This is a genomic window from Paenarthrobacter aromaticivorans (assembly GCF_019038615.1).
Classification (GTDB): Bacteria; Actinomycetota; Actinomycetes; order Actinomycetales; family Micrococcaceae; genus Arthrobacter; species Arthrobacter aromaticivorans.
The window spans coordinates 1-24,579 of record NZ_JAHOPC010000018.1; the positions used below are offsets into that span (position 1 = coordinate 1).

General features: G+C 63.1%; 17 protein-coding genes and 1 tRNA gene. 12 read left to right on the plus strand and 6 right to left on the minus strand.

Translation table 11 applies throughout. From position 1 onward, the window contains the following. Positions 1-276: 276 nt before the first annotated feature. Complete coding sequence (locus tag KSW38_RS20915) at positions 277-876, minus strand: TetR/AcrR family transcriptional regulator (protein WP_216926931.1); 600 nt, start codon at positions 874-876, stop codon at positions 277-279. Between the two features lie 263 nt (positions 877-1,139). On the opposite strand from KSW38_RS20915, the gene KSW38_RS20920 reads away from it, so the two are divergent. The 10 genes from KSW38_RS20920 to sufU all read left to right on the plus strand — a co-directional run bounded on the left by KSW38_RS20920 (position 1,140) and on the right by sufU (position 15,889). Then, a tRNA-Gln gene (locus KSW38_RS20920) sits at positions 1,140-1,211 on the plus strand. A 124-nt stretch (positions 1,212-1,335) separates the two neighbouring features. Then, on the plus strand, positions 1,336-2,835 hold the full coding sequence (gene glmU, locus KSW38_RS20925) for a bifunctional UDP-N-acetylglucosamine diphosphorylase/glucosamine-1-phosphate N-acetyltransferase GlmU (protein ID WP_216926881.1): 1,500 nt from the start codon (positions 1,336-1,338) through the stop codon (positions 2,833-2,835). Between the two features lie 2 nt (positions 2,836-2,837). Beyond that, positions 2,838-3,818 carry a ribose-phosphate diphosphokinase gene (locus tag KSW38_RS20930; protein ID WP_159697849.1) on the plus strand — a complete coding sequence of 327 codons (981 nt, stop codon included), beginning with the start codon at positions 2,838-2,840 and terminating at the stop codon, positions 3,816-3,818. Positions 3,819-4,121: 303 nt separating this feature from the next. Further along, positions 4,122-4,697 carry a 50S ribosomal protein L25/general stress protein Ctc gene (locus tag KSW38_RS20935; protein WP_216926882.1) on the plus strand — a complete coding sequence of 192 codons (576 nt, stop codon included), beginning with the start codon at positions 4,122-4,124 and terminating at the stop codon, positions 4,695-4,697. Positions 4,698-4,876: 179 nt separating this feature from the next. Further along, positions 4,877-5,461, plus strand: coding sequence for an aminoacyl-tRNA hydrolase (gene pth, locus KSW38_RS20940; protein WP_216926883.1), 585 nt, complete (start codon positions 4,877-4,879; stop codon positions 5,459-5,461). A 142-nt stretch (positions 5,462-5,603) separates the two neighbouring features. Beyond that, the gene (locus KSW38_RS20945; protein WP_216926884.1) at positions 5,604-8,345 is read left to right on the plus strand and encodes a helix-turn-helix transcriptional regulator; all 2,742 of its coding nucleotides are present in this window, start codon (positions 5,604-5,606) and stop codon (positions 8,343-8,345) included. Between the two features lie 38 nt (positions 8,346-8,383). Further along, positions 8,384-11,047 carry an AAA family ATPase gene (locus tag KSW38_RS20950; RefSeq protein ID WP_216926885.1) on the plus strand — a complete coding sequence of 888 codons (2,664 nt, stop codon included), beginning with the start codon at positions 8,384-8,386 and terminating at the stop codon, positions 11,045-11,047. Between the two features lie 471 nt (positions 11,048-11,518). Then, positions 11,519-13,966: an ATP-binding protein gene (locus KSW38_RS20955; RefSeq protein WP_216926886.1), complete on the plus strand. Its 2,448-nt coding sequence runs from the start codon at positions 11,519-11,521 to the stop codon at positions 13,964-13,966. 79 nt (positions 13,967-14,045) lie between these two features. After that, complete coding sequence (locus KSW38_RS20960) at positions 14,046-15,374, plus strand: cysteine desulfurase (RefSeq protein ID WP_216926887.1); 1,329 nt, start codon at positions 14,046-14,048, stop codon at positions 15,372-15,374. A 59-nt stretch (positions 15,375-15,433) separates the two neighbouring features. Then, a complete protein-coding gene (sufU, locus tag KSW38_RS20965) occupies positions 15,434-15,889 on the plus strand; it encodes a Fe-S cluster assembly sulfur transfer protein SufU (protein WP_216926888.1) in 456 nt (151 codons plus the stop codon). Between the two features lie 7 nt (positions 15,890-15,896). Here sufU and nhaA read toward each other — a convergent pair whose 3' ends face one another. From nhaA to KSW38_RS20985, 4 genes are all read right to left on the minus strand, one after another. Beyond that, positions 15,897-17,180, minus strand: coding sequence for a Na+/H+ antiporter NhaA (gene nhaA, locus KSW38_RS20970; RefSeq protein ID WP_216926932.1), 1,284 nt, complete (start codon positions 17,178-17,180; stop codon positions 15,897-15,899). A 180-nt stretch (positions 17,181-17,360) separates the two neighbouring features. After that, positions 17,361-17,582 carry an SCO4848 family membrane protein gene (locus KSW38_RS20975; RefSeq protein ID WP_216926889.1) on the minus strand — a complete coding sequence of 74 codons (222 nt, stop codon included), beginning with the start codon at positions 17,580-17,582 and terminating at the stop codon, positions 17,361-17,363. A gap of 1 nt (position 17,583) precedes the next feature. Further along, the gene (locus tag KSW38_RS20980; protein WP_216926890.1) at positions 17,584-18,081 is read right to left on the minus strand and encodes a DUF2505 domain-containing protein; all 498 of its coding nucleotides are present in this window, start codon (positions 18,079-18,081) and stop codon (positions 17,584-17,586) included. Positions 18,082-18,131: 50 nt separating this feature from the next. Beyond that, complete coding sequence (locus KSW38_RS20985; RefSeq protein ID WP_254186773.1) at positions 18,132-19,745, minus strand: SDR family oxidoreductase; 1,614 nt, start codon at positions 19,743-19,745, stop codon at positions 18,132-18,134. A 57-nt stretch (positions 19,746-19,802) separates the two neighbouring features. Here KSW38_RS20985 and mfd point away from each other — a divergent pair, with 57 nt between their 5' ends. Next, entirely contained in the window at positions 19,803-23,435 is a 3,633-nt protein-coding gene (mfd, locus tag KSW38_RS20990) for a transcription-repair coupling factor (protein ID WP_216926892.1), read from the plus strand. A gap of 4 nt (positions 23,436-23,439) precedes the next feature. Then, positions 23,440-24,249: a metal-dependent hydrolase gene (locus KSW38_RS20995; RefSeq protein WP_216926893.1), complete on the plus strand. Its 810-nt coding sequence runs from the start codon at positions 23,440-23,442 to the stop codon at positions 24,247-24,249. A gap of 92 nt (positions 24,250-24,341) precedes the next feature. Here the strand turns inward: KSW38_RS20995 and KSW38_RS21000 are convergent, their stop codons facing one another. After that, complete coding sequence (locus KSW38_RS21000; protein WP_216926894.1) at positions 24,342-24,569, minus strand: hypothetical protein; 228 nt, start codon at positions 24,567-24,569, stop codon at positions 24,342-24,344. Between the last annotated feature and the right edge of the window lie 10 nt (positions 24,570-24,579).

The window sequence follows — 24,579 nt, forward strand, 5'->3', positions numbered from 1 at the left end:
GGTGGGGATGTGAGAGAGGAACGCCTGGAAGCGGTGGGGATGTGAGAGAGGAACGCCTGGAAGCGGTGGGGATGTGAGAGAGGAACGCCTGGAAGCGGTGGGGATGTGAGAGAGGAACGCCTGGAAGCGGTGGGGATGTGAGAGAGGAACGCCCGAAAGCCGTTGGGATGTGAGAGAGGAACGCCCGAAAGCCGTTGGGATGTGAGAGAGGAACGCCTGGAAGCGGTTGGGATGTGAGAGAGGAACGCCCGAAAGTGGCTGGGAAGTGAGAGAGGATCAGCCGTCGGAGCGGAGCTCGGGTTCTTTCTGCAGCCCGGTCAGTCCGTTCCAAGCCAGGTTGACTAAGTGTGCAGCAACGGCCCGTTTGTCCGGTTCACGACTGTCCAGCCACCATTGGCCCGTCATCGCCACCATTCCGACGAGCATCTGCGCGTACATGGCGCCGTCGGCAGCGCTGAATCCACGGCGGGCGAATTCATCGGACAGCAGGTGTTCCACACGCGCGGTGACGTGGGAGAGCAGTGTGGAGAAGGCGCCCTCGGGCTGGGAGGGAGGTGCGTCGCGCATGAGGATCCGGAAGCCGTCGGTGCGTTCTTCGATATAGCCAAGGAGTGCCAGTGCAGCGCGCTCCACCAGGACGCGGGGTTTGGCCTCAGTGCTCAGTGCCTCGGTGATGGAGTCCAGGAGTATCCGGAATTCGGTTTCGACAACTTGCCGGTAAAGACCTTCCTTGGACCCAAAATGCTCGTAGATCACCGGCTTGGACACGCCGGCGCTGGCGGCAATCTCTTCAATGGTTGTGCCGTCCAGGCCCTTGGCCGCGAAGTGCGCCCGGCCAATGCCGATGAGCTGGGAGCGGCGCTGTTGTCCCGTCATCCTCAACCGTATAGGGCGGTCTCCCAGAGGCTCGAGGGTGGCTGCGGGCCGGGGAAGTTCAGTGCGCTTGCTCACGTGTCCATCATGCCCTAACCCGCCGCGCCGCTGATCGGGGCGGGCCGTAAAAGGGCATCTGGAGAGCCGTCAGAGTGGGTCAAGTCGCGAACCATGCAAAGGTCATGGCAAACTAGGTTCTTGTGTGTGCATCCCGGTGACCCGGGAGACCGTCAGGCCCTGCCGCCTGGGGGTGCGAGCATGCACGGTCCGCTCTGGTGTAATGGCAGCACCCCGGCCTTTGGAGCCGTGGAGTATAGGTTCGAATCCTATGGGCGGAACGGTCGGAAAATGCGCTCCACTCTGTACCTGGAACAGCTCGAACGGTGCCTGGGTCCATAGTTGGAATGGCAGCATTCCGAAGCCGGGTTACCCGGGATAAAACCGAGCAAGGAGAGCCAGTACGTGAGCCCCGAAACCACCGGTCCCGCAGCAGTCATCGTCTTGGCTGCAGGTGCCGGGACGCGAATGAAATCGCGGACTCCCAAGATTCTCCACGAAATCGGCGGCCTCTCCATGGTGGGCCACGCCCTCCTCGCCGCCCGTTCCATCAACCCCCTCAAACTTGCCCTTGTTGTCCGGCACGAGCGCGATCGCGTGGCAGAACACGTCTCCGCGCTGGATCCGGAAGCCGTGATCGTTGACCAGGACGAGATCCCCGGCACGGGACGCGCTGTGGAGGTTGCCCTCAAGGCCCTCGACGCCGAAGCAGAACTTACCGGCACCGTGGTTGTCACCTACGGAGATGTGCCTTTGCTGACCGGCGAATTGCTCAGTGAGCTCGTGGCAACGCATGAAGCCCAGGCCAACGCCGTAACGGTGCTCACTGCGGTATTGGACGACGCCTCGGGCTACGGCCGCATCCTGCGTGCCGAAGACGGCACGGTAACCGGCATCCGCGAGCACAAGGATGCAAGCGAAGCCGAGCACACCATCCTTGAGGTCAACTCCGGCATTTACGCCTTCGACGCCGCTGTGCTCCGCGACGCGCTGACGCAGGTCACCACTGAGAACGCTCAGGGCGAGATGTACCTCACGGATGTCCTCGGGCTGGCGCGCGACGCCGGTGGCCGGGTTGCCGCCGTCGTCACCCAGGACCGCTGGCAGGTTGAGGGCGCCAACGACCGCATCCAGCTTTCCGCCCTCGGAGCCGAGCTTAACCGCCGCATCGTCGAGTCCTGGATGCGGGCGGGCGTGACCGTCGTGGATCCGTCCACCACCTGGATCGACTCCACGGTCAGGCTCGATGAAGACGTCCGCTTGCTGCCCAATACGCAACTGCACGGTTCCACCACCGTGGCGAGGGACGCCGTCGTGGGTCCCGATACCACGCTGACCGACGTCAATGTGGGCGAAGGTGCCAAGGTGACCCGCACGCATGGCTCGGGTTCCACGATCGGTGCCGGTGCAAGTGTTGGACCGTTCACGTACCTTCGCCCCGGCACAGTGCTGGGGGAGACGGGCAAGATCGGCGCCTTCTACGAAACCAAGAACGTGACCATCGGCCGTGGTTCCAAGCTGTCGCACCTCGGTTATGCAGGTGACGCTGAAATTGGCGAGGACACCAACATCGGCTGCGGCAACATCACGGCCAATTACGACGGCGAGAAGAAGCACCGCACGGTGATCGGCTCGGGCGTGCGGACTGGTTCAAACACTGTCTTCGTAGCTCCCGTGACCGTGGGTGACGGCGCTTACAGCGGTGCCGGTGCAGTCATCCGCAAGGACGTCCCCGCGGGAGCCCTCGCAGTTAGCCTTGCCGCACAGCGAAACGCCGAAGGCTGGGTGCAGGCCAACCGCCCTGGCACCGTCTCAGCGAAACTGGCCCAGGCCGCGCAGGATTCCCTGCTGACCCCCGCCTCCAATTCCTCACAATCCCCAGCAACCACAGAAGAGGGCAAATAGGCATGAGCGAAATTACCGCACACGGCGAGAAGAAATTGATTCTCGCCGCCGGAAGGGCACATCCGGAGCTGGCGCAGGAAATCGCGAAGGAGCTGGAGACCGAGCTCCTGCCCATCGACGCCTATGACTTCGCCAACGGGGAAATCTACGTCCGTTCCGCTGAGAGTGTCCGCGGCACGGATGCGTTCGTCATCCAGGCGCACCCGGCCCCGCTGAACAACTGGCTTATGGAGCAGTTGATCATGATCGATTCCCTCAAGCGCGCCTCTGCCAAGAGGATCACGGTTGTTTCACCGTTCTACCCGTACTCCCGCCAGGACAAGAAGGGCCGCGGCCGCGAGCCCATTTCCGCCCGCCTGGTAGCGGACCTGTACAAGACCGCCGGCGCGGACCGCATCATGTCCGTGGACCTGCACACCTCCCAGATCCAGGGCTTCTTCGATGGCCCCGTTGACCACCTGATGGCGATCCCGCTGCTGGCCGACTACATCCGCACCAAGGTGGAGGCGGACAACATCACCGTTGTTTCGCCGGACACCGGCCGCGTCCGTGTCGCCGAGCAGTGGGCGGAACGCCTGGGCGGTGCCCCGCTGGCGTTCGTTCACAAGAGCCGCGACCTCACCGTGCCCAACCAGGCCGTCTCCAAGACCGTTGTTGGCCAGGTTGAAGGCCGCACCTGCGTGCTCATTGACGACATGATCGACACCGGTGGAACCATCTCCGGCGCCGTCCAGGTCCTGAAGAACGCTGGCGCCAAGGATGTCATCATCGCTTGCACGCACGCCGTTTTCTCGGACCCGGCAGCGCAGCGCCTCGCTGATTCGGGCGCGCGCGAAGTGGTTGTCACCAACACCCTGCCCATCCCGGCAGAGAAGCGTTTCCCGCAGCTCACGGTGCTGTCCATCGCACCGTTGATCGCGCGTGCCATTCGTGAAGTGTTCGACGACGGTTCGGTCACCAGCCTGTTCGACGGCAAAGCCTGACGCCGGACTACTGACATGACGGGTCATCCGCCGCCTCCGGGCGTGTGGATGGCCCGTTTTCAGTAATGCAGGTATCCGCTGGTAAACTCTTGGGGATACCTTGGCGAGGGAGAGCACATCCGGTGCGAGTTTTGAACCGGAATTGCGGGTCTCCGTTATCGACTGGGTCTGCATCTCCTTCGACACAGGCGGGCTTGCTGCTGGACAGCAACGGTCGCCGGGCGTAGAAGGTCCACAGACCTCCGCCCTTGCTGATCGACTTGTCCGGAGTTTCCCGGACGCCACAGTAATCAAGGAGTACACATGTCTGAGCAGAAGCTCACCGCAGAACTGCGCACCGAATTCGGCAAGGGTTTTGCCCGCCGTGCACGCATGGCCGGCCAGATCCCGGCTGTCATCTACGGCCACGGCGCAGAGCCGATCCACATCAACCTGCCCGGCCGCGCCACCACGCTCGCTGTCCGCGTTTCCAACGCCCTGCTGGCAATCGACGTCGACGGCGAGCAGCACCTGACGCTCGTCAAGGACATCCAGCGCGACCCGGTTAAGCAGATCATCGAGCACGTTGACCTCCAGACCGTCCAGGCCGGCGAGAAGGTTACTGTCGACATCGCCGTCCACGTTTCCGGTGAAGTTGCTCCGGGTGCTGTTGCCAGCCTCGAAGCCACCACGGTTTCCCTTGAGGCCGAGGCAACCCACGTGCCCACCGCCGTCGAGGTTGACATCGAAGGCCGCAAGGCTGGCGAGAACATCCACGCATCGGACCTCGTCCTGCCGAAGGGTTCCACCCTGCTCACTGAAGGCGACACCCTGGTGGTCCGTATCGCCGAGACCGCTTCTGAAGCTGAAGAAGAAACCACCGCAGAAGCGGCTGAGTAGTCTTTGCCTGCATAAGGCAAACGCTTTTTGAGTGGCCGGGTCCCCTTGGGTCCCGGCCACTTTCTTCTTCCCCTCCCGCGTAATTCCGCGAGCCTTCGCGATCCCGATACCCGGCCGGAAAAATTCGCCCAGCGGATTGGCTGACCGGATTTCCTGACCAGATTCCCTAGGATGAGACCATGACTGACACCTGGCTGATAGTTGGCCTTGGCAACCCCGGTAGTGAGTACAGCGACAACCGGCACAACGTGGGCCAGATGGTGCTTGACGAGCTGGCGTCGCGGATGGGCGGCAAGTTCAAGACCCACAAGGCCAGGGCGCAGGTAGTGGAGGGTCGGCTGGGGGTTGGCGGGCCCCGGGTTGTGCTGGCCAAGCCGATGACGTACATGAACGTTTCGGGTGGTCCTGTGGCGGGCTTGAGCAAATTCTTCGACATCGTGCCGGACCACGTGATTGCTGTCCACGATGAGATCGACATCCCCTTCAACACGGTCAAGCTCAAGATAGGTGGCGGCGAGGGTGGTCATAACGGCCTCCGCGATATCTCCAAGGCGCTGGCAACAAAGGACTATTTACGCGTGCGAGTAGGGGTGGGCCGGCCTCCCGGACGTATGGATACCGCGGACTTTGTGCTGCGGGATTTTGCAACGGCCGAGAAGAAGGAATTGCCATTTCTGCTGGATGAGGCGGCCGACGCCGTGGAACTGCTGGTCAATGAGGGGCTGTTGGCGGCGCAGCAGAAGCATCATGCCGCAAGATCTTGAGCAAATCTTGAGGAAAGCCTGAGGAAAGCCTGATGATACGAGGCGCCCTTAGCCCTACAAACTGTCGGCGCCCGGAGGTAGTGTGCATGGTACGCAGGTAAGCGGTGGGGGACCGTCGCGGATGTTGTAGCGAAGGATGCGAATGTCGGCGGAGTTGCTAAGCAGAGGCGGTGGAGGCGCAGCGAGGGCTGCGGCCCCGGACCTTGTTGGCGGTCCATCCGATCGGCAAACATGGTCATTGTTGGCCAGGAGCCAGGATCTGTCCCGGGCCACCAAGCACCTTGAGTCTCCGGAATCGTACGGTGTGGTGCTCACGGGCGAACGGGGAATCGGCAAGTCGGGCCTTGCCCGGGCAGTTATTTCCTCGCTGGGCCCCAAAATCCACAGCCTGCAATTGCGCAACACAGTCGCCAATGGCCAGACTCCCTACGGGTGCCTCGGATTCCTCCTGGCGAGACTGCCGTCCGAGGCCGTCAGTTCGCCCACGGGCATTCTCCACGCGATTACCACCCTGATCCGTACAGAAGCCGCGGGCCGCCAGACTGTTTTCATCGTGGACAATGCCGGCGGTATGGATCCCATGAGCACGGGCGTGCTGCTGAATCTGATGGCCACTGGAACGGCAAAGGTGATCGCCACCGTTCAACGCTCCAGCGATCTCCCCGCTGATTTTCATCGGCTGGTACTTGAGGAGCAACTGGGCGAAGTCCATCTGAACACGCTCAGCGAAGAACAGACGAAGCAGGTTCTCGGTTCGGTGCTGGGCCACTACGTTTCCTCGACCCTGGTTGGCTCACTCCACTCCGCCGTCGGTGGGAATCCGATGCTCCTGCACGCGCTGCTGGATCAGCAGCGCCATTCCGGCAACCTGGTCCTCAACGATTCCGTGTGGACGCTCAGGGACCGGATCAAGCTTGAGGGCGCCACTGTTGTGGAGGACTTTGTCCGTTCCAGGCTTGCGCGCGAACCGCAGGCCAACCGGACCGTCGTCGAGGTCCTCGCTTGCGCGCAGCGCGCGACTCTGGTGGATCTGGCTGCGATCTTTGGCACGGAAGTGCTGGTGGAGATGGAGGAATCCGGGCTGCTCAACGTCGACCGGAACGGCGAGCACTGGGTTTCCCTTCGCGATGCCTACGTGGGCGAGGTTGTTCGGGGCTGGCTGAGTACCCGGCGCCGTCGCGAGCTGAGGCTGATGCTTCTTGGACCCAAGGAGCCGGAGCTGGGTGGGTTGGCTCCGCAGGATTTGCTGAGCTACGCCGCGTGGATGCATGCCTGCGAGGACGAACCGTCGCCGTCGCCCGCTCACGCGCTGGCAGCAGGACGGGCGGCCCTGGATGATTACGACCCCAACTTTGCCATCCAATGCACGCTCTCCCTTGATCCGAAAGATCCTGAATGGGTGCCGGGGCAGCGCCTACGGTCGGCTGCCTACCTCATGCTGGATCTGCCCCTGCACGCGGCTCAGGCTTTGGATGAGGTGTCAGAGGCACACATAACAGCTTTGGACCCAATGGAGTTTGCAGAAGTAACGGCGGCTAAATGCCAGGCCATGACATGGATTGACGGCCGCTCGGCAATGGTGCCCGGAGTGATCGCGGCAGCGGGTGAAACCTTGGAAGCCATGGTTTCGAATCCGGAGAAATACCCACCGGAGATGATCACGCGGGCCCGGAACCGCCTCCTGCTTTGCAACTACGAATACCAGACGTATATGGGCGAGTACGCAACTGTGGCCGAGGACCTGGAAGAGGAACTGGCCAAGGACCCGGCCATGGACCGGGAACACTGGCTCAAGTCCGCCTTTTGCCTCATTGAAGCCCGCTGCGTGATGGGCCGGGAACTGGAGGCGCAGCAATTGGCACGTACTGTGTCCCGGCAGCTGGGGAACAATGACAGGCCGGCGCAGTTGGAGGAGTCTTTCGCCCGGCAAGCTTTCGGAGTGCTGCTGCTGTCCGGACAATGGCGGAAATGCATCGAGCTCATGCGGCGGACGCCCTCCACGCCTTCGCGCCTGCAGTACCGGGGTGCAATCACCGAACTGGGCGTGGGCCTTGCGTACGCTTACGCCGGGAAACCTTCTTGCGCGATCGAGCCCCTGCGTTCCGCCGCCGCCCAGCTTGAGCTCCGGCCGGCAATGAACATGGTGAAGGTTGCCTATGCAGCTACCGCCTTCGCCTATGCCCAGCTGGGGAATTCACTCGAAGCCGGACGTTACCTTGACCTGTACCGCACCTGCCGGGGTGTTGGAACCTATTTCTCCGAGTCCGTTGCCGAGTTCTGCGCTGAAATGGCAGGGCGATGGATGGGGGATCCGGACGTCAAACAGCGGCTGCTGGCCAGGGTCCATCAGGACGTTGCCAAGCAGCGCTTCACAACTGCCGGGATCTGCCTCTTCGGGGCAACCGTGGAGGGCACGGACGCCGAGTACAGATTGCTGCAAGAGATTGCCGAAAACCGCCAGGGCCCGTTGGCAGAGATCTCCCGTGATCTTGCGCGGGGATCCCTGAATAGGAGTTCCCGTACTCTTCTGGCCGCCGCCGATGCCGCCGCGGCCTTGGACTTGTTGGTTGTCGAAGCCAGATGCGTGGCTATCGCCCTTGATTTTGCCCGTGATGCCGGCGAAACCACTGCTGCCAGGACCGCGCAGCTTAGGCTTGAGCGACTGGAACAATCGGTCTCGGCGTTGCCGATCCAACCACGCAGTGACGCGCCGGTGTTGACCGAGCGCGAACGGCAAATTGCCAAACTGGCCGGAAAGGGTGTCAGCAATCGTGAAATCGCTATGGATATTGGGGTGTCTGTGCGGACGGTCGAAGGGCACCTGTACCAAGTGTTTACCAAACTCGGCGTCTCATCGCGAGGCGAGCTCAATGGTCTCCTGTGAGTCGAGGAGTGTAGTTTCCGTCAACCGGGTGCGTGCCCATGCAGGCTGAGCACCTTGTTGGCAGGGACGCGGAGTTGGATCTCGCAACTGAAATATTGAGGCAGGAGGGGGCGGGCGCCGTCCTGCTCCTTGCCGATCCCGGCATCGGCAAAACGGCCATGGCCGCAGAGATCGCCGCGCGCTTGGCCGGCGAAATGGTAGTGATGCGGATCCACGGAAGTCCCGCGCTGTCCGCTGTTCCTTTCGGTGTCTTGGCGCCCTATCTCCTGGACCTGCCTGTGGAACAAGCCACCTCGCCGGTGGCGATCCTGCGCGAGTTTTGGTCCCAGTTCGAGAAAAGGCGGGGAAGCGAAGGTGCAAGGCTCCTTCTGGTTGTAGACGACGCCCATGATCTCGATGAGGCCAGCACACAGATTCTGGCCGAATTGGTGACGGCCGGCTGGGCGAGGCTCGTGGCGACCAGCAGGCCTCGGCCAGGACTTCCTCCTGCCCTGCTCCAGCTCTGGTACGACGGCCTGGCGGAGCGATTCGAACTCCATCCGCTGGAAAAGGAAGAAGTGGCCGAGCTCGCCGGGAAAACATTAGGGGGCTCGGTCATGGCAAGCACCACAGATGTTTTACATGCTGTCTCGGAGGGCAACCCCCTGTTGCTCCGTTGCCTCTTGGAAGACTCAAGAACGGACGGAAACCTGGTGCGTCGAAATGGCGTCTGGTTCCTCACGAGGGCCCTCTCCGGCACCGGCGAGGGCCTCTCTGAGGTGGTTCGGAACAGAGTCCTGCGAACCAGCGAGGCTGAACGGGAGGCGATGTACATTATCGCCTTGTCCGAACCGGTCCCCGCGGCCGTACTCGACGCGCTTGTGGGCAGGGATACGCTGCGCTCGCTGATGGACAACAGGCTCGTGATTTCCAGCAATGGCGCCGGGAGTCCGCTGAAAATGTGGCACCCGATGTATGGTGAGGCGCTTCGCCACATCGTTTCGCCCGCCCGTAGCCTCCAGATCCGCCAGCGCATGGTCCAGCACCTGCCCGCGGAGCCATCCACGGCGGAGGGTCTGCTCCGAATGGTGAGTTGGGCGCTGGACTGTGGTGCCGACGTCGACGACGAACAGCTGCTGCGGGCAGCGTTCCTTGCCGCGAAACTGCTGCAGAATCCACTCGCGCTGGAGGCCGCTGCCAAGGTTCGCTCCGAAGCGCTGCGCCCCCGTGCCCGTGCCGTGATGGCAATGGTCAAATACAACGACGGCGACTACCGCAGTGCCGTGAAACTGCTCGGAGAAGATGCCGGGTTCCTGGACGCCGATCCGTCCGGGCCCTTGGGCGCTGGATTGCTGTGGGGGGCTGCAAGGTCCGCAATGGGGGACAGCTCGGGCGACATCCTGGCTGACGCCCACTCTGCCGCTGACGCACTGGTGGCGGGCCTCAGCGCGCAGGACCCTGTGGTCCAGCAGATCCGACGCCATGCGGCAGCTTTGGAATTGGCGGCGCTGGCCCATGACGGCCGCTATGGGGAGCTTCGTGAGGGACTTGCCACGTTCCAGGCAGGTCTGGCCGTGGACGAACCGGATTTCGTCATGAACCAGCTTTTCCTGCTGGCCATGCAGTGCGAGCTTCTGACGGTGGAGGGCCAGGCCGTGCAGGCCTTGGAGATGGGCCGGGAAGCGCTGGTGTTGCTGGATGAACACCATGACGACCTCCTGTACTTCACCGACTTCATCCTGGTCCGCTATGCCTTGGCCGCGCTGGAGTCCGGGGATTGGGCGGCAGCCGAGACTGCCCTGAACCGCTACGCAGCCAGCTCCGCCATGGGGCTCATAACGTTCGGTGGTGATATCCAGGCGATCAAAGGATTGTCCTTGCTTCGGCAGGGACGTTTGGAACAAGCAAGCGCTGAGCTGACTCCCGCGGTGGAGGCCCTCCGTGTGAAGGACCCGCAGAGGTTGCGCCGCCTAGGCAACGCGCTGGCGTTCTATGCTGCAGCCCGGTCAGGAAACAATGAACTGGCCCAACGCCTGTCCGTGGATACAGCGTTGATCCCGGCTGCAGGCGGCGCCTATGTTGAAGCCCTGGCTGAGATCTTCACCCTGGCCGCCAAGGAGTATGTGAACAAAGGATCAGGGCTGGAAAGACTGCGGAGCCTCCCTGATTCCACGCACCTGCATCAGCTTCCGGGTGTCCTGCTCCAAAACCTGGTCCTCAGGGCAGAGCTGGGGGACGTGCAGGTCATGGAAGCCATCCAGGAAACTGCCTCGTCAATGGCTGGGGCGTGGGCAGGCGGCTGGCACACGTTGGCGACCGCCCAAGTGAACGGCGCCGGCGAAGCATTCGTCAACGCTGGCAACCTGCTGGCCGCCGGAGGCATGCCAGGGCCAGCGGCGACAGCTTTCGATAGAGCTGCCATTGCCTTTGACGCAGAGGGCAAACGGCCCGAGGCGCGGCAGGCGGCCGTGTTGCGCGACGTCAGCGAGGCCAGCCTGGGCGACGCACAGCTCCACGACCCCCACACCGAGGTAGACCGTTCCGTGCCACTGACCCGGCGGGAACAGGATATTGTGGCGCTCGCCGTTTCCGGGCTCACTGACCGGCAGATCGCAGAGAAACTCATGGTCTCCGTCCGCACAGTGGAGGGTCACTTATACCGCAGCTACGCCAAGCTGGGCATCCGCCGGCGCGAGGACCTTGGGGCCGCTGTCCGCAATTGACGCGCGGCCATTTGAGTAGCCCCGGGCGCCCGTAAACACCACGTGGTTGCGGCATTTCACCAATTATCACCAATCAATGGAGTAACTCGCGCGCCACCCCTGCCCGGACCAAGTAGTGCCCGTTCAAAGGACTGAGTACAACAGAGTATCGGGGCCCGGAAACCGTCCTACTAATCGAGTACCGATTACTGGTGTTCTGATTTCCGGCACGCGGTTAACTGATCTTGGAAGGAAGGAAAGCCCCAAGCATCCCCCGAATTCCAAAATCGAAATACCGCATCGGTGGTCTCTTTGAGCCGATGCTCCGGCCGCCGAGAGGCGGTCCGGCCCTGGACGAAGCCGGCGGCGACAGAGTCTTCTGAGACCGAGACTCTCCCCCCAGCCGTCGCCGGCTTCTAGGCCAGGGATCCCGCAAAATCGCGGAAAGCCTAAATTCTCCCGGACCAAGGGACTGCTGCTATTGGAGTGCGCATGTTGCCGGACCCCTGGCTGGACGAAGACACTGTTACAGTCGGGCTGAGGCCGCCAACATTCCCGGACCGGAAACAGATCCTGGATCTGATCCTCGCAGCAGTACCCTCTCCTTCCACCAACGGCATAGTTGTGATCGGCGACAGCGGATCTGGAAAGAGCCATTTGTTGCTCTCCATCAAAGCAGGACTACAAGACTCCATGGACGTCCGCACCTTCGCCGGCAAAGCGGAACTCCAGACAACCGTCTACGGTGCGTTGAGCGCCGCAGTACAGCCCTCAGGCGAACAAACGGACCTCCCGGGACTTCATGTCCTGCGGGCGCTCACCCAAAGCCTCGGTCCAGCAGGATACCTGTACACACCACCGGTTACACGGCGTCGAAGCAAGCGTCACCCAGAGCCTAAACGGCCTCCATTGGTCCTCCTCGTGGACGACATCCACTTCGTCGATCCTGCGTCCCTGGCGGTTTTGCTGCAGCTGATGCCGGGATTCGGCGCCACCTTGGTAGCTACGGCCGACAGCCGCCGCCCGCTTCCGCCGGATCTGTACCAGTTGTGGGAAGACGGCTTCCTGGAGCAGTACATCCTGGCTCCCTTTACGTTCAGTGAGGCACAGGCGCTGTGCGAGGACGTACTGGGCGGTAAGGTTCAACGGCGCGCCAGCAGTCTTCTGGCGGCGATGTGCGGGTTCAACGTGGGACTCCTTTGCCTCGCGATCCAGGATGCACGCAACGCCCACCTCCTGGTGCAGCGCGACGGCTACTGGACCATCGACGTACGGGCACATTGCCAATGGCCCGGGGTGGTTGAGCACGTCCGGGCCGATATCTCCCACCATGCTGCGGAAGAATTGAAGGCGTTGGAGGTTATTGCGCTCGCCGAGCCGCTGGCCTTGGATGTTGTTGAGCACAGCTTCGGCCAGAAAGCTGTGGAACACCTTCTTGACGCACGCCACATCCGGGTGCTGCCCGGAAGGCCGCCGCTTGTCCGTACGAGTTCATGGCTTAGGGGCGAGGGCATCCGGCTGTCGGTTCCCCGCTCCCGCAGCACGGCGCTCCGGCTTGGCATCGAGGAGCCGGGACTGACGGCGGATTCCGCGCCCGCCATGCTGCGGTGGATGACGTGGACCCTCGATTCCGGGCTGAGCCTCTCCGATGAACTCATCCTGGCCGCAGCCCCCGCCGCTGACAAACCGTCCACCGCTGAGCTTGCCATCAGGGCTTCGGTGGGCGTCAACGGTCCAGGCCACCGGGATGAAGCCAGGATGCTCCGCGCCAGGGCACTCATTGCTGAGGGCCAACTCAAGGAAGCAGCACCGGAGTTGCGCGAGTTGGAGGGTGAAGGATCGCAGCCGGAGGTGCAGGCCGACGCTGCACGTCGGTTGATGGCATTGAGCCTTCTGGGGGCGGCCTCACCCATGCCGCTGAAGCCCGACGGCGGGGCGCATGGGCCGGCGGCACCCTCGGATCCAGCCGCCCGGGTCATGTGGAATGTCCACCAGGCCGAGCAACTCCTGCTTTCCGGGGACGCTCCCCAAGCGCTGGAAAAGTCTTCCGTAGCCATCACCGCCATCGGCGCCGACCCCGTGCTGGAGATGTTCCGGCCAGGCGTCCTGCTCCGCCACGTGGTCTGCCTGCGGCATAACCTGTCATGGAGCCAGTTGGATGCCCTCCTGGATTGCCCCTGGGCCTACGCGGTGCCAGCGCAGGTGGCATGGTGCCTGGACGTAGCGCGGGGATATGCCCAGCTCAGCCAAGGCCTTCCCCGTGCCGCGTTGCGAACCCTTGAACCCGTTGTGGCTGAACTGCACGACTCCGGCCTGCCGCCGGTTCTGCAGCTGGCATCGGCGATGCTGGCGTACTCCGCGGCGCTGTGCGGTGATTCGGAGCAGGCCACGGCAAGGGTGCAGCAGAGCTTGGTGGCGGCAAAGGACGCAGTCGACCCAACTGACAAGGGCCTGTTGCCGCAGCTCAGCGCCCTGTTCGTGGCGGCAGCCCAGGACAAGGTTTCGCGCAAGCCCGGCCATTTGTTTGCGGTAGCCGAGGCATTCCATGACCGGCAAAGTCCTTTGATGGAAGCCGAGGCGTTGACCCTCATGATGCTCAACGCAAGCAGGTCCGCCGTCGAGGACCTTGTAGTGCAGCGCCGCCTTAGTGAGCTTGCCGCCTCGTTGCAGGGCGCTGGCGCGGCGGCGACGGGAACCTTCGCATCGGCTTTGCTGGGTAATGACCCCAGGTTGCTTGAATCTGCTGGCAGGAGCCTTTCCGGGGACCGGCAATTCGCACAGGCGGCCCTCTGTTACGCCCGGGCGGCCAGTGGCTACGAAGCCAGGACCCGCGGCGCGGCAAGCCGCCGCGCCTGGACGCTGATGGAGCGGCTGCACGGGGCTTTCGACAATGATGTTGCTCCGCCGCTGGGATGGCTGCCCGGTACTGCAGGACATTGACGTGCTGAACGGCACATCTCCGGGGAGGTCGCGCCGTGGGATAATTGAGTGTCCCTGAAGGATTTCCAAGGAGCGCCCCTTGACAGTCGTATCAACTCCCGCCTCACTGCAGCAGTCCGTGGTTCCTGCCATGGACAATGCGGAGGTGCTGCGGATCCGGAACGACTTCCCGGTCCTGGACCAACTGGTCAACGGAAAGCCGTTGATCTATCTCGATTCCGGGGCCACGTCGCAGAACCCTTTGAGCGTGATAGAGGCCGAGCAGGAGTTCTACGAGCAACGCAATGCCGCGGTACACCGTGGCGCGCACCAACTTGCGGTGAGCGCGACTGAGGTTTTCGAGGACGCCCGCCAAACCGTCGCGGACTTTATTGGTGCCCAGTACGAGGAAACCGTGTGGACGTCCAACGCCACGGAGGGCCTGAACCTCATCAGCTATGCGTTGTCCAACGCCGCTTTGTGGGCTGCACAGGGCCGGGGCAGTTCGGCGTTGAAGGAGCTGGCCATCGGCCCCGGGGACGAAATCGTGGTCACGGAGATGGAGCATCACGCCAACCTGATCCCCTGGCAGGAGCTCGCTTTCCGGACCGGAGCCACACTCAAGTACATTCCCATCACCGATGCTGGCAGCCTTCGCCTGGACGCCGCGGAAGAGATCGTGGGGGAGCGGACCCGCTTGCTGGCTTTCACCCACGCCTCCAACGTCCTGGGAACCATCAACCCGGTTGCCGAACTCGTGGCTCTCGCCCGACGCGTGGGTGCGTTGGTGGTCCTGGATGCTTGCCAATCAGTGCCTCACATGCCCATTGACGTCAAGGACCTGGACGTCGACTTCGCGGTATTCTCGGGCCATAAGATGCTCGCTCCCACGGGCGTCGGCGTCCTGTACGGCAAGCAGGAACTCCTGGACGTCCTCCCGCCATTCCTCACCGGTGGCTCCATGATCACCACGGTCACTATGGAACGCGCCGAATACTTGCCTGCTCCACAGCGCTTCGAAGCCGGGACCCAGCGCATCTCCCAGGCGGTTGCCCTTGCCACAGCCATTAACTATCTGTCCGAAACCGGGATCGACCGCATCCATGCGTGGGAAGCCACGTTGGGTCAGCGACTGGTTAAGGGACTTGAGGGCATCGACGGCATCCGCGTGGTGGGTCCTGCTTCCGGTGCGGAACGCATCGGACTGGCCGCGTTCGACGTCGCCGGTGTCCATGCCCACGACGTCGGCCAGTTCCTTGACGATCGCGGCATCGCCGTCCGCGTCGGCCACCATTGCGCCCAGCCACTTCACCGCCGCTTGGGGCTGACTGCCACCACTCGGGCAAGTACGTACCTTTACAACACCACGGACGACGTCGACGCCTTCCTTGACGCCGTGTCTGGCGTTCGGGCCTATTTCCAGGCCTGATTCTTGCGGCAGCACCGCAGCCGCTCCCCACAAACTTCCACGAACGGGTAACCAGCACCATGAGTCTTGACCAGCTGTACCAGCAGATCATCCTGGACCACTCCAAGCAGCGGCACGGCAGCGGGCTCGCAGACACGGAAGCCCCAACGGGCACGTCAACCGGGCAATCCCATCAACTCAACCCGGTCTGCGGGGACGAGGTAACGCTCCGTCTGGCTGTTGCCGATGGAACGGTCAAGCAGATCAGCTGGGACGGCGCAGGCTGTTCCATCTCCATGGCGTCGGCCTCAGTGTTGACAGACCTTGGCGAAGGAATGTCGGTCGAAGAACTGCACGCCGTGATCGATAACTTCCGCGAAGTCCTCCGCTCGCGTGGAAAGGTGCAGGCGGATCCAGAGATTCTGGGAGACGCCGCCGCGTTCGAAGGCGTGGCCCGCTACGCCGCCCGGGTCAAATGCGCCATGATTTCGTGGGTTGCTGCAGAGGACGCGCTGAACCAGGCAACGGCCGAGTAGCCCGGGGCTAAGCGCGGTTGAAGACGTCAGGTACGCCGTCGCCGTCGTCGTCTCGCTGTTCTTCCGCCTGAACCAGGCGGTACCGCCGGTTCCGGGCCCGGAGCACGACGGCGGCCAGCAGCGCCGCGGTCAGGGAACCTGCCAGGATGGCCACCTTGGCGTGGTCGTTGTGGGCAGACCCGGTGCCGAAGCTTAGCTCGCCGATCAACAGGGAGACGGTGAATCCGATCCCGGCCAGCAGTGCCAGCCCAAAGAGGTCGATCCACGCAATGCTGGAATCCAGGCTCGCGCGGGTGGTTTTGGTCACCAGGAACGTGGTGCCAAAGACGCCAATGGCCTTGCCCAGTACCAGCGCGGCAACAATTCCCACGGCCACCGGATCAGTGAGCGCGGCCCGCATGCCGTCGAAACCGCCCAGGGCCACTCCTGCAGAGAAAAAGGCGAAGACGGGTACGGCGAATCCGGCCGAGAAGGGGCGCAGCCGGTGTTCGAAGTGTTCAGCGAGACCCTCGGCCGGTTCACCCTTTCTTCCGCTGTTGAAGACAGGAACCGCAAAGCCCAGCAGCACCCCGGCCACTGTGGCGTGGATGCCGGACGCATGGACGAGACCCCACGTGGCCACGGCAAGGGGGAGCAGGAGGTACCAACTGCGGATCCGCTTCTGGACCAGGAAGGTGAACAGGGCCAGCGGTACCAACGCGGCCAGGAGCATGAGGGGCTGGATCCCCGTGGAGTAGAAGAAAGCGATGATGCCGATCGCGATGAGGTCGTCCACCACTGCGAGGGTCAGCAGGAAGGTCCGCAGGGCTGCGGGAAGGTGCGTGTTGATCACGGCAAGGACGGCCAAGGCGAAGGCTATGTCCGTTGCCGTGGGGATGGCCCAACCTTTGAGTGTCTCCGAGGCGGAGCCGAGGTTGAAGAGGACGTAGATCAGCGCGGGGATGAGAACCCCACCAACGGCCGCGGCAACGGGGACAACGGCCCGGGCAGGTTTGCGGAGTTCCCCGGCGACGAACTCCCTTTTGAGTTCAAGGCCTGCAAGGAAGAAGAACACAGCTAGCAGGCCGTCGGAGGCCCAATGCCCCAAGCTCAGCTGGAGGTGCCAGGGCTCATAGCCTATTTTGAGGTCGCGTAATGCGAAGTAACCGTCAGCGGCGGGGGAGTTTGCCCAAATCAGCGCGATGACTGTTGCGCCAAGTAGGAGGGCGCCGCCTACGGTCTCTGTTCGGAGTATCGAGAGGATGCGACGGTACTCGGGGTAGCTGGAGCGGCTAAAGACTGTGGTGGTCATGGGTTGTTTGGCCACGGAGGCTCCTGTGGGTCGAGTGGTCTAAGGGCAGGCATCGCAAAGACACCGCCGACCAGACTTCCCGGCACACCAAGTTCCATTCTACCCAACTAGGTAGCAGTAGAGCGCGTTATGAGGGCTCAAAACGCGCACTACTGCGACCTAGTTGGGCTGGGACGAGCGCTAGGCGACGAGCCCGGCGATCCCGATGGCCGCCGTCGCGAGTCCCAGCACCATGGAAATAGAGACCAGGACCACGTGGACGGTAAGGAACCTGGTGGCCTTGCCGGCGGAGTCGCGGGCGCGGGGGTCCTTCATGACGCGCTTCAGGAACTGCGGCCACACAACCAGCGACCATACGCCGGCAACGATCAGGACCCAGCCCAGAATGGCAGGGAGCTGCATGCTAGTGGCTTTCGAGCCAGGCCTGCGCCTGCTGGGACTGGATGTTCAGGGCCTTGCCAACCATCGGCTCAGCAGCATCAGCAATCTTTCCGCCGAGGAACGGAACCGACGAGGACACATTGCCCTCGAGTTCGATGCGGGTGTTCGCGCCTTCAGCAACCAAACGCTGGACGGCGGTGACATCGAGCGGGGCACCGGAGACCTTCAAGGCAATCTTGCTGGCGCGGGAGCCGTCTGCTGCGGGCGCCTCCCACTGCTCGGTCTGCGTGACGGTCAGGCTCTCGCCCACGAACTTGCGGGCGATATCCGGCAAGCGGGTAGTCGGGAGCGTACGAACCGTGGTGGTGCTGAAAGCGCCGGCAGGGTCGCCGTCGATCGTGAACGATTCCAGGGAGCCGCCCACCAGTTCGCTCGTGTGACGCAGGAAGTCTTCGTCGACAAATACGGCCGCTACTCGGTCAACGCTGTGCGGCAGGGTGGTGGATGCACTCAGGGCCATGGGTCCTCCGTGGATATGTTGGTGGTGAAGCTCTTTTAGCTCACAACATCCTACGGGGTGTCCGAGGCCACTCCGGAACCGGCCTGTTGTTCACGTTCATTCGGGGCCGCTTCCTGCTGTGCCTCCTGAAGAGCGGAGGCGGCAGCCGAAATGTTCCGTGCCATCGACGGGAAAATGATCCCGTGGAAGGGGTACACGCCCAGCCAGTAGAGCCTGCCCGCCAAACCGCGGGGAAAGAATATGGCGCGCTGCTTGTAAAGGCTCCCGCCGCCGTCGGGCTCCGCTGCCAACTCAAGCCATGCACGCCCGGGCGCCCGCATCTCGGCCCGGAGGCGCAGCAAATGTCCGCGGTCTATGGCTTCCACCCGCCACCAGTCCACCACTTCGCCGCTGCCCAGCTTTTTCGGATGCCTCCGGCCGCGCAGCAGCCCCGCGCCACCGGTGAGCTTGTCCAGCCATCCACGCACCCGCCATGCCAGCGGCAGGGAGTACCATCCGTTCTTGCCACCGATGCCCTCAATGATGGTCCACACATGCTCAGGCTTCGCGTCGCTGTGGAAGGTCCGCTCGTCCAGGAAGACCTTGTAACCGGCCCAATCGGGATCGCTGGGAAGAGGGTCGGCGTCGATTCCGGCATTTGCCCAGGTAGTCTCCACCTGCCCGTCCCGTTCCTTGCCCAAAGCCAAGGCGACGGCACGGCGGTAGGGTGTCAGGCCGCCGTCGGGCTGCGGAATGTAATGATCGACGTCGTGCTCCCGCGACACTGCGTCGTGCTGCAGCGACTGCACCAGCGGCAAGGACATGGACAGCGGAATGGGCGTCACCAGTGCAACCCAAAGGCCGGCGAGCTTGGGCGCCGGAACCGGCAGGGCGATCACCAAACGGCGGGGCAGGCCTCGCTCCACGGCGTACTCGTTCATCATGTCCTTGTACTTCAGGACGTCGCGGGAGCCGATATCGAACGTGCGGTTCAGGCCGTCCGGGAGCGTGGCAGCAGCCACAAGGTAGTGCAGCACGTCGCGCACGGCGATGGCTTCGATCCGGTTATTGACCCAGCTGGGTGCCGGCATGACGGGCAGGGTATCGGCCAAGTGGCGGATCATCTCGAACGACGCCGAACCCGAACCGATGACGACTCCGGCCTGGAACACTATGGAATTCACCTCGGATTCAAGGAAGACCCGTCCGACGGTCTCACGGGAACGCATGTGCGTGGAGAGCTCTGCGTTCTCCGGGTGCAGGCCGCCGAGGTAGATAATCCTGTTGACGTAGGCCCGGGTGGCCGCGTCTGCCACGAGCCGCGCCATGGCTTCTTCCTTCGCCTCGAATCCACTGCCCGAAGCCATGGAGTGAACGAGGTAATAGAGCACATCCACACCCTGGAGTGCATTCTCCAGGCTTCCCGCGTCGGAGAGGGAATCCGTGATGATTTCGACGTCGTCGTGCCATGGAACGTCGGCGATCTTCTGTGGGGAGCGGAGCACCACCTTCACGCGGTGGCCAGCCTCGAGAAGCCGGGGGACCAGGCGGCCTCCGATGTAACCGGTGGCGCCCGTGACAAGGACGGTCTTGGATGCCTGGTTTGGCGATGACTGGTTTGGGGATGACTGCAAAGGAACTCCTGGGCTGGAGGGAGGGGTAGGCTGGAATGACCCGGCATTCATTCGAATTTCCGGGCATTTGTGTTGCCTGCCCTTGGACCCACCCTAGGAGTTTCAGCCATGAGCCTCAACGGTCTGCGCCGCGCACTGGCGGAGGACAAGACTTTTGCGCGCGTCCGAACCGAGGCTCAGCGGCCCTTTTCGGTCCGGAGCACGGACTACCAGATCAGCGCCCCTACCGGGATGCGGGCAGTTCTGCTCGCAGAAATGGCCGATGGCCTGGCTGCCCAAGGAACTGAAGCGGGGAGCACGCCTGTTGTGCTGGCGGTTACCGCCACCGGGCGTGAGGCCGAAGACTTGACAGCGGCGCTCGCCTCCTATCTCCTCGCGGACTCAGTGGCCACTTTCCCCAGTTGGGAAACCCTCCCGCACGAGCGTCTCTCACCGCGCTCGGACACCGTGGGCCGAAGGCTCTCCGTCCTGCGCCGCCTGACCCACCCTGAAACCTCGACGGCGGCACCCTTGCGTGTGGTGGTTGCGCCGGTTCGCGCTGTGGTCCAGCCGATTGTCGCCGGTTTGGGCGACCTCGTCCCCGTCACGCTGCAGGTAGGGCAGGAACGCTCCTTCACCGATGTTGTCCGTGCGCTCTCCGACGCTGCCTATGCCCGGGTTGACATGGTGACGCACCGAGGCGAATTCGCGGTTCGCGGTGGCATCCTGGATGTTTTCCCGCCCACGGAGGACCACCCCATCCGTGTGGAGTTCTTCGGCGATGAGGTTGACCAGATGCGCTGGTTCGCCGTAGCCGATCAGCGCTCGCTGTCTGCACCCGGGATCCACCACCCGACTGAACTGCATGCGCCCCCGTGCCGCGAAATCCTGATCACACCCTCCGTCATGTCCCGTGCAGCCAAGCTCAAAGCCGATATGCCGGCGGCGGCTGACATGCTCGAGAAGATCGCCGGTGGGATCGCCGTTGAAGGCATGGAATCCCTGGCCCCGGTGCTGGTGGATGCCATGGTCCCGTTCGTGGAGCAGCTTCCGGCCGGGTCCCTGAGCGTGGTCATCGAACCGGAAAAAGTACGCACCCGCGCGCACGACCTCGCTGCTACCAACGAAGAGTTCCTGGAAGCCGCTTGGTCAACGGCGTCCGACGGCGGCTCAGCGCCCCTGGATCTGTCCTCACAGGCGTCCACTGACTTGCACGCTGCGAGCTTCCGTTCTCTGACCGACACCCGATCCGCGGCGTTGGAACACGAGGTCTCCTGGTGGTCCATCACCTCGCTCGCGACTGATGAGGACCTGGTGCTGGACATCGACGTCCTGAACCTCCATGCCCGGGAACCGCGCGGTTACCAGGGCGAGGTCGCGGAAATGCTGGACTTCATTGGCTCCCGCGTCCGGGAGCAATGGCGCCTGGTAGTTGTTACTGATGGTCCGGGACCGGCGCAGCGCCTGGTTGAGCTGTTCCACGACGCCGACATCCCCTGTGCACGCGTGGACTCGCTGGATAAGGATCCGCAGCCGGGCATCATCGAGGTGACCACTGCCGCCGTCGGACGCGGTTTTGTCCTTGACGGCCTCAAACTGGGCCTCTTGACTGAAGCGGACCTGCTGGGGCGGGCCACTGCCAGTTCCACCAAGGATATGCGTCGGATGCCGTCCAAGCGGCGGAATGCCGTGGACCCGTTGCAATTGCACGCAGGCGACTTTGTAGTCCATGAGCAGCATGGAATCGGCCGGTTCGTTGAGCTCATTCAACGCAAGGTGACCGGTACATCGTCTTCGGATACCGGGCTGCGTGAATACTTGGTGCTGGAGTATGCGGCATCCAAGCGCGGCGCTCCGGGGGACCGTTTGTTTGTTCCCACGGACCAGCTGGACCAGGTCACGCGCTACGTCGGCGGGGACACCCCTGCACTGAGCAAGATGGGCGGCGCTGACTGGGCCAGCACCAAGTCCAAGGCCCGTAAGGCCGTCAAGGAGATCGCCGGAGAGCTCATCCGGCTCTACTCGGCCCGGATGGCATCCCGCGGACACGCTTTCGCCCCGGACACCCCGTGGCAGCGCGAGCTTGAGGAAGCGTTCCCCTATGTGGAGACCCCGGACCAGCTGACCACCATTAACGAGGTCAAGGCGGACATGGAGCGGGAAATCCCGATGGACCGCCTGGTTTCCGGCGACGTCGGCTACGGTAAAACCGAGATCGCAGTCCGAGCGGCATTCAAAGCTGTCCAGGACGGCAAGCAGGTAGCGGTCCTGGTGCCCACTACGCTGTTGGCCCAGCAGCACTATGAGACCTTCACCGAACGTTTCTCGGGGTTCCCGCTGCGCGTGAAGCCCCTTTCGCGTTTCCAGAGCGGCAAGGAAGCCAAAGAAACAGCCGAAGGCGTCAAGAGCGGCGCCGTCGATGTCGTGATCGGTACGCACCGGTTGCTGTCCAAGGACTTTGAGTTCAAGGACTTGGGGTTGGTGATCGTGGATGAAGAGCAGCGCTTTGGTGTGGAACACAAGGAAGCACTGAAGAAGATGCGCACCAACGTGGATGTGCTCGCGATGAGCGCGACGCCGATTCCACGTACCTTGGAGATGTCCCTGACAGGCATCCGTGAGACGTCCACCCTGGCCACCCCGCCGGAGGAACGCCACCCGGTGCTCACCTATGTGGGTCCCTTCACCAACAAGCAGACGTCAGCGGCCATCCGCCGTGAGCTGATGCGCGAGGGACAGGTCTTCTTCGTACACAACCGTGTGTCCTCGATCGAACGCATCGCCGCGCAGATCCGCGAGCTGGTTCCGGAAGCAAGGGTGGAAGTGGCCCACGGGCAGATGTCCGAGAGCCGCCTCGAGAAGATCATTGTGGACTTCTGGGAGAAACGGTTCGACGTTTTGGTCTGCACCACCATCATTGAGACCGGGCTGGACATCTCCAATGCCAACACCCTGATTGTTGACGGCGCCGACAAGTACGGACTTTCGCAGCTCCACCAGCTCCGTGGCCGTGTTGGTCGTGGCCGTGAACGTGCCTACGCCTACTTCCTCTATCCCTCGGAAAAGCCCCTGGGCGAGGTAGCCCTGGAGCGACTCAAGGCCGTGGCGGCGCACAACGAGCTCGGTGCCGGCATGCAGTTGGCTATGAAGGACCTCGAAATACGTGGTGCGGGCAACCTGCTCGGCGGGGAGCAGTCCGGCCATATCCAGGGAGTTGGCTTCGACCTTTACATCCGGCTCGTAGGCGAGGCTGTTGCCGAGTACCGCGGCGAGGCCGAGGAAAAGGCAGCCGAGATGAAGATCGAACTGCCCGTCAACGCCCACTTGCCGCACGATTATGTGCCCGGTGAGAGGCTGCGCCTGGAGGCCTACCGGAAGTTGGCGGCTGCTGTGACCAACGAGACCATCGATGAGGTCCTCGCCGAACTCGTGGACCGCTATGGTGAGCCGCCCTTGCCGGCACAGAACCTCATCGCAGTGGCCCGCTTCCGGGTGGGGGCCCGCGAAGCCGGCCTGTCCGACGTCGCGCTCCAAGGAAACTTCATCCGCTTCTCGCCGGCGCAATTGCCCGAGTCCAAAACCATGCGCCTGAACCGCATGTACCCGGGTTCCCAGGTCAAGCCTGCTCTGGATGCCGTGCTTATTCCCAAACCGAAAACGGCCAGGATCGGCGGCCGTGATCTCCAGGACGCAGAGATCCTTCAGTGGGCGAACAACGTGATCGAAGCGATCTTCTCAGACGTACCCGTAAAGGCAGGCTAACCGAATGATGGGAGGACACCACGCCGCGTCAGGAGCCGCGGCGTGGATAGCTATTGCCTCGACCGGTCCCTACGCCCTGGGCTGGTACCCGCTGGACTCAACTGGCATCCTCATCGGGGCCATGGCGACGGCGGGCACAGCCTTGGTGTGCGACTGGGACCACCGGCACAGCACCATAGCGAATTCGCTGCCGCCGCTATCCAATGTGATTGCGGTGGGCATTGAGAAAGCCAGCGGCGGCCACCGGCAAGGGACCCACTCTCTGTTGGGAGCCTCGGCCTTTGTAGTGCTGGCGGCCATGGCAGCACAATTTCAGATGGTTACACCGGCAGGGAAGCTCTCGGTTGGCGCTGGTTTGCTGTGCATGTTCATGATCAACCTGGCAGCCAAGGCTTTGAACCTGTTTCCGAAGTCGGGCTGGATTACCAACTGGCTGTTCGCCGTGGTGATGGCTGGCCTGGTGACCTGGTTTGCACCGGATCAATGGGGTTGGTTGCCGCTGTCAATGCTGACGGGCGTCGTGGTCCACATTGTCGGGGACATGATTACCGTAGGCGGCGTACCGTTGCTGTGGCCGATCGTTATCAAGCCACCTAAATTCCTGCGGAAATCTCTGATCAGCGGCATCTGGCGGGCCAACGGAGCCTTTTCGATTCCGCTGCTGGGAAGGGCCGGATCACGGCGCGAGTGGCTGGTGCTGATTCCTGTCAGCGGATACGCCATGGTGGGCATGGGCGCGGCGGGCTGGGCTCTCGCTGGGCAGCACTGGCCGGCTATTTTCTCTGCGCTGGGCGGGATGCTGCAGCTGCCCTAGCCGGCCGCGCATCGGCTCCGCCAAAAAGTACGGCTGCCAACCAACAAGAATGGCCCGGGCATTCGCCCGGGCCATGTCATGTTGCGTGAAGCCTAGCTTTCGCCAGCGGAGTCCGAGCGGCCAAGGATGGTCTGCGGAATCCAGAATGCGAGGGCGAACAGGCCCAGGCAGACGGCCATCGGCCACGGGTTGTCCAGGGTGAGGAAGGACAGGGAGTAGATGGCGCCCAGGAAGAGCACGATCACAACCAGGAACAGGACGATGCTTGCGCCGAGGTTGTTCTCTTTTTCAATGGGGGCGCTTGTTGCGTTCTTGGACATTCATTCCTCC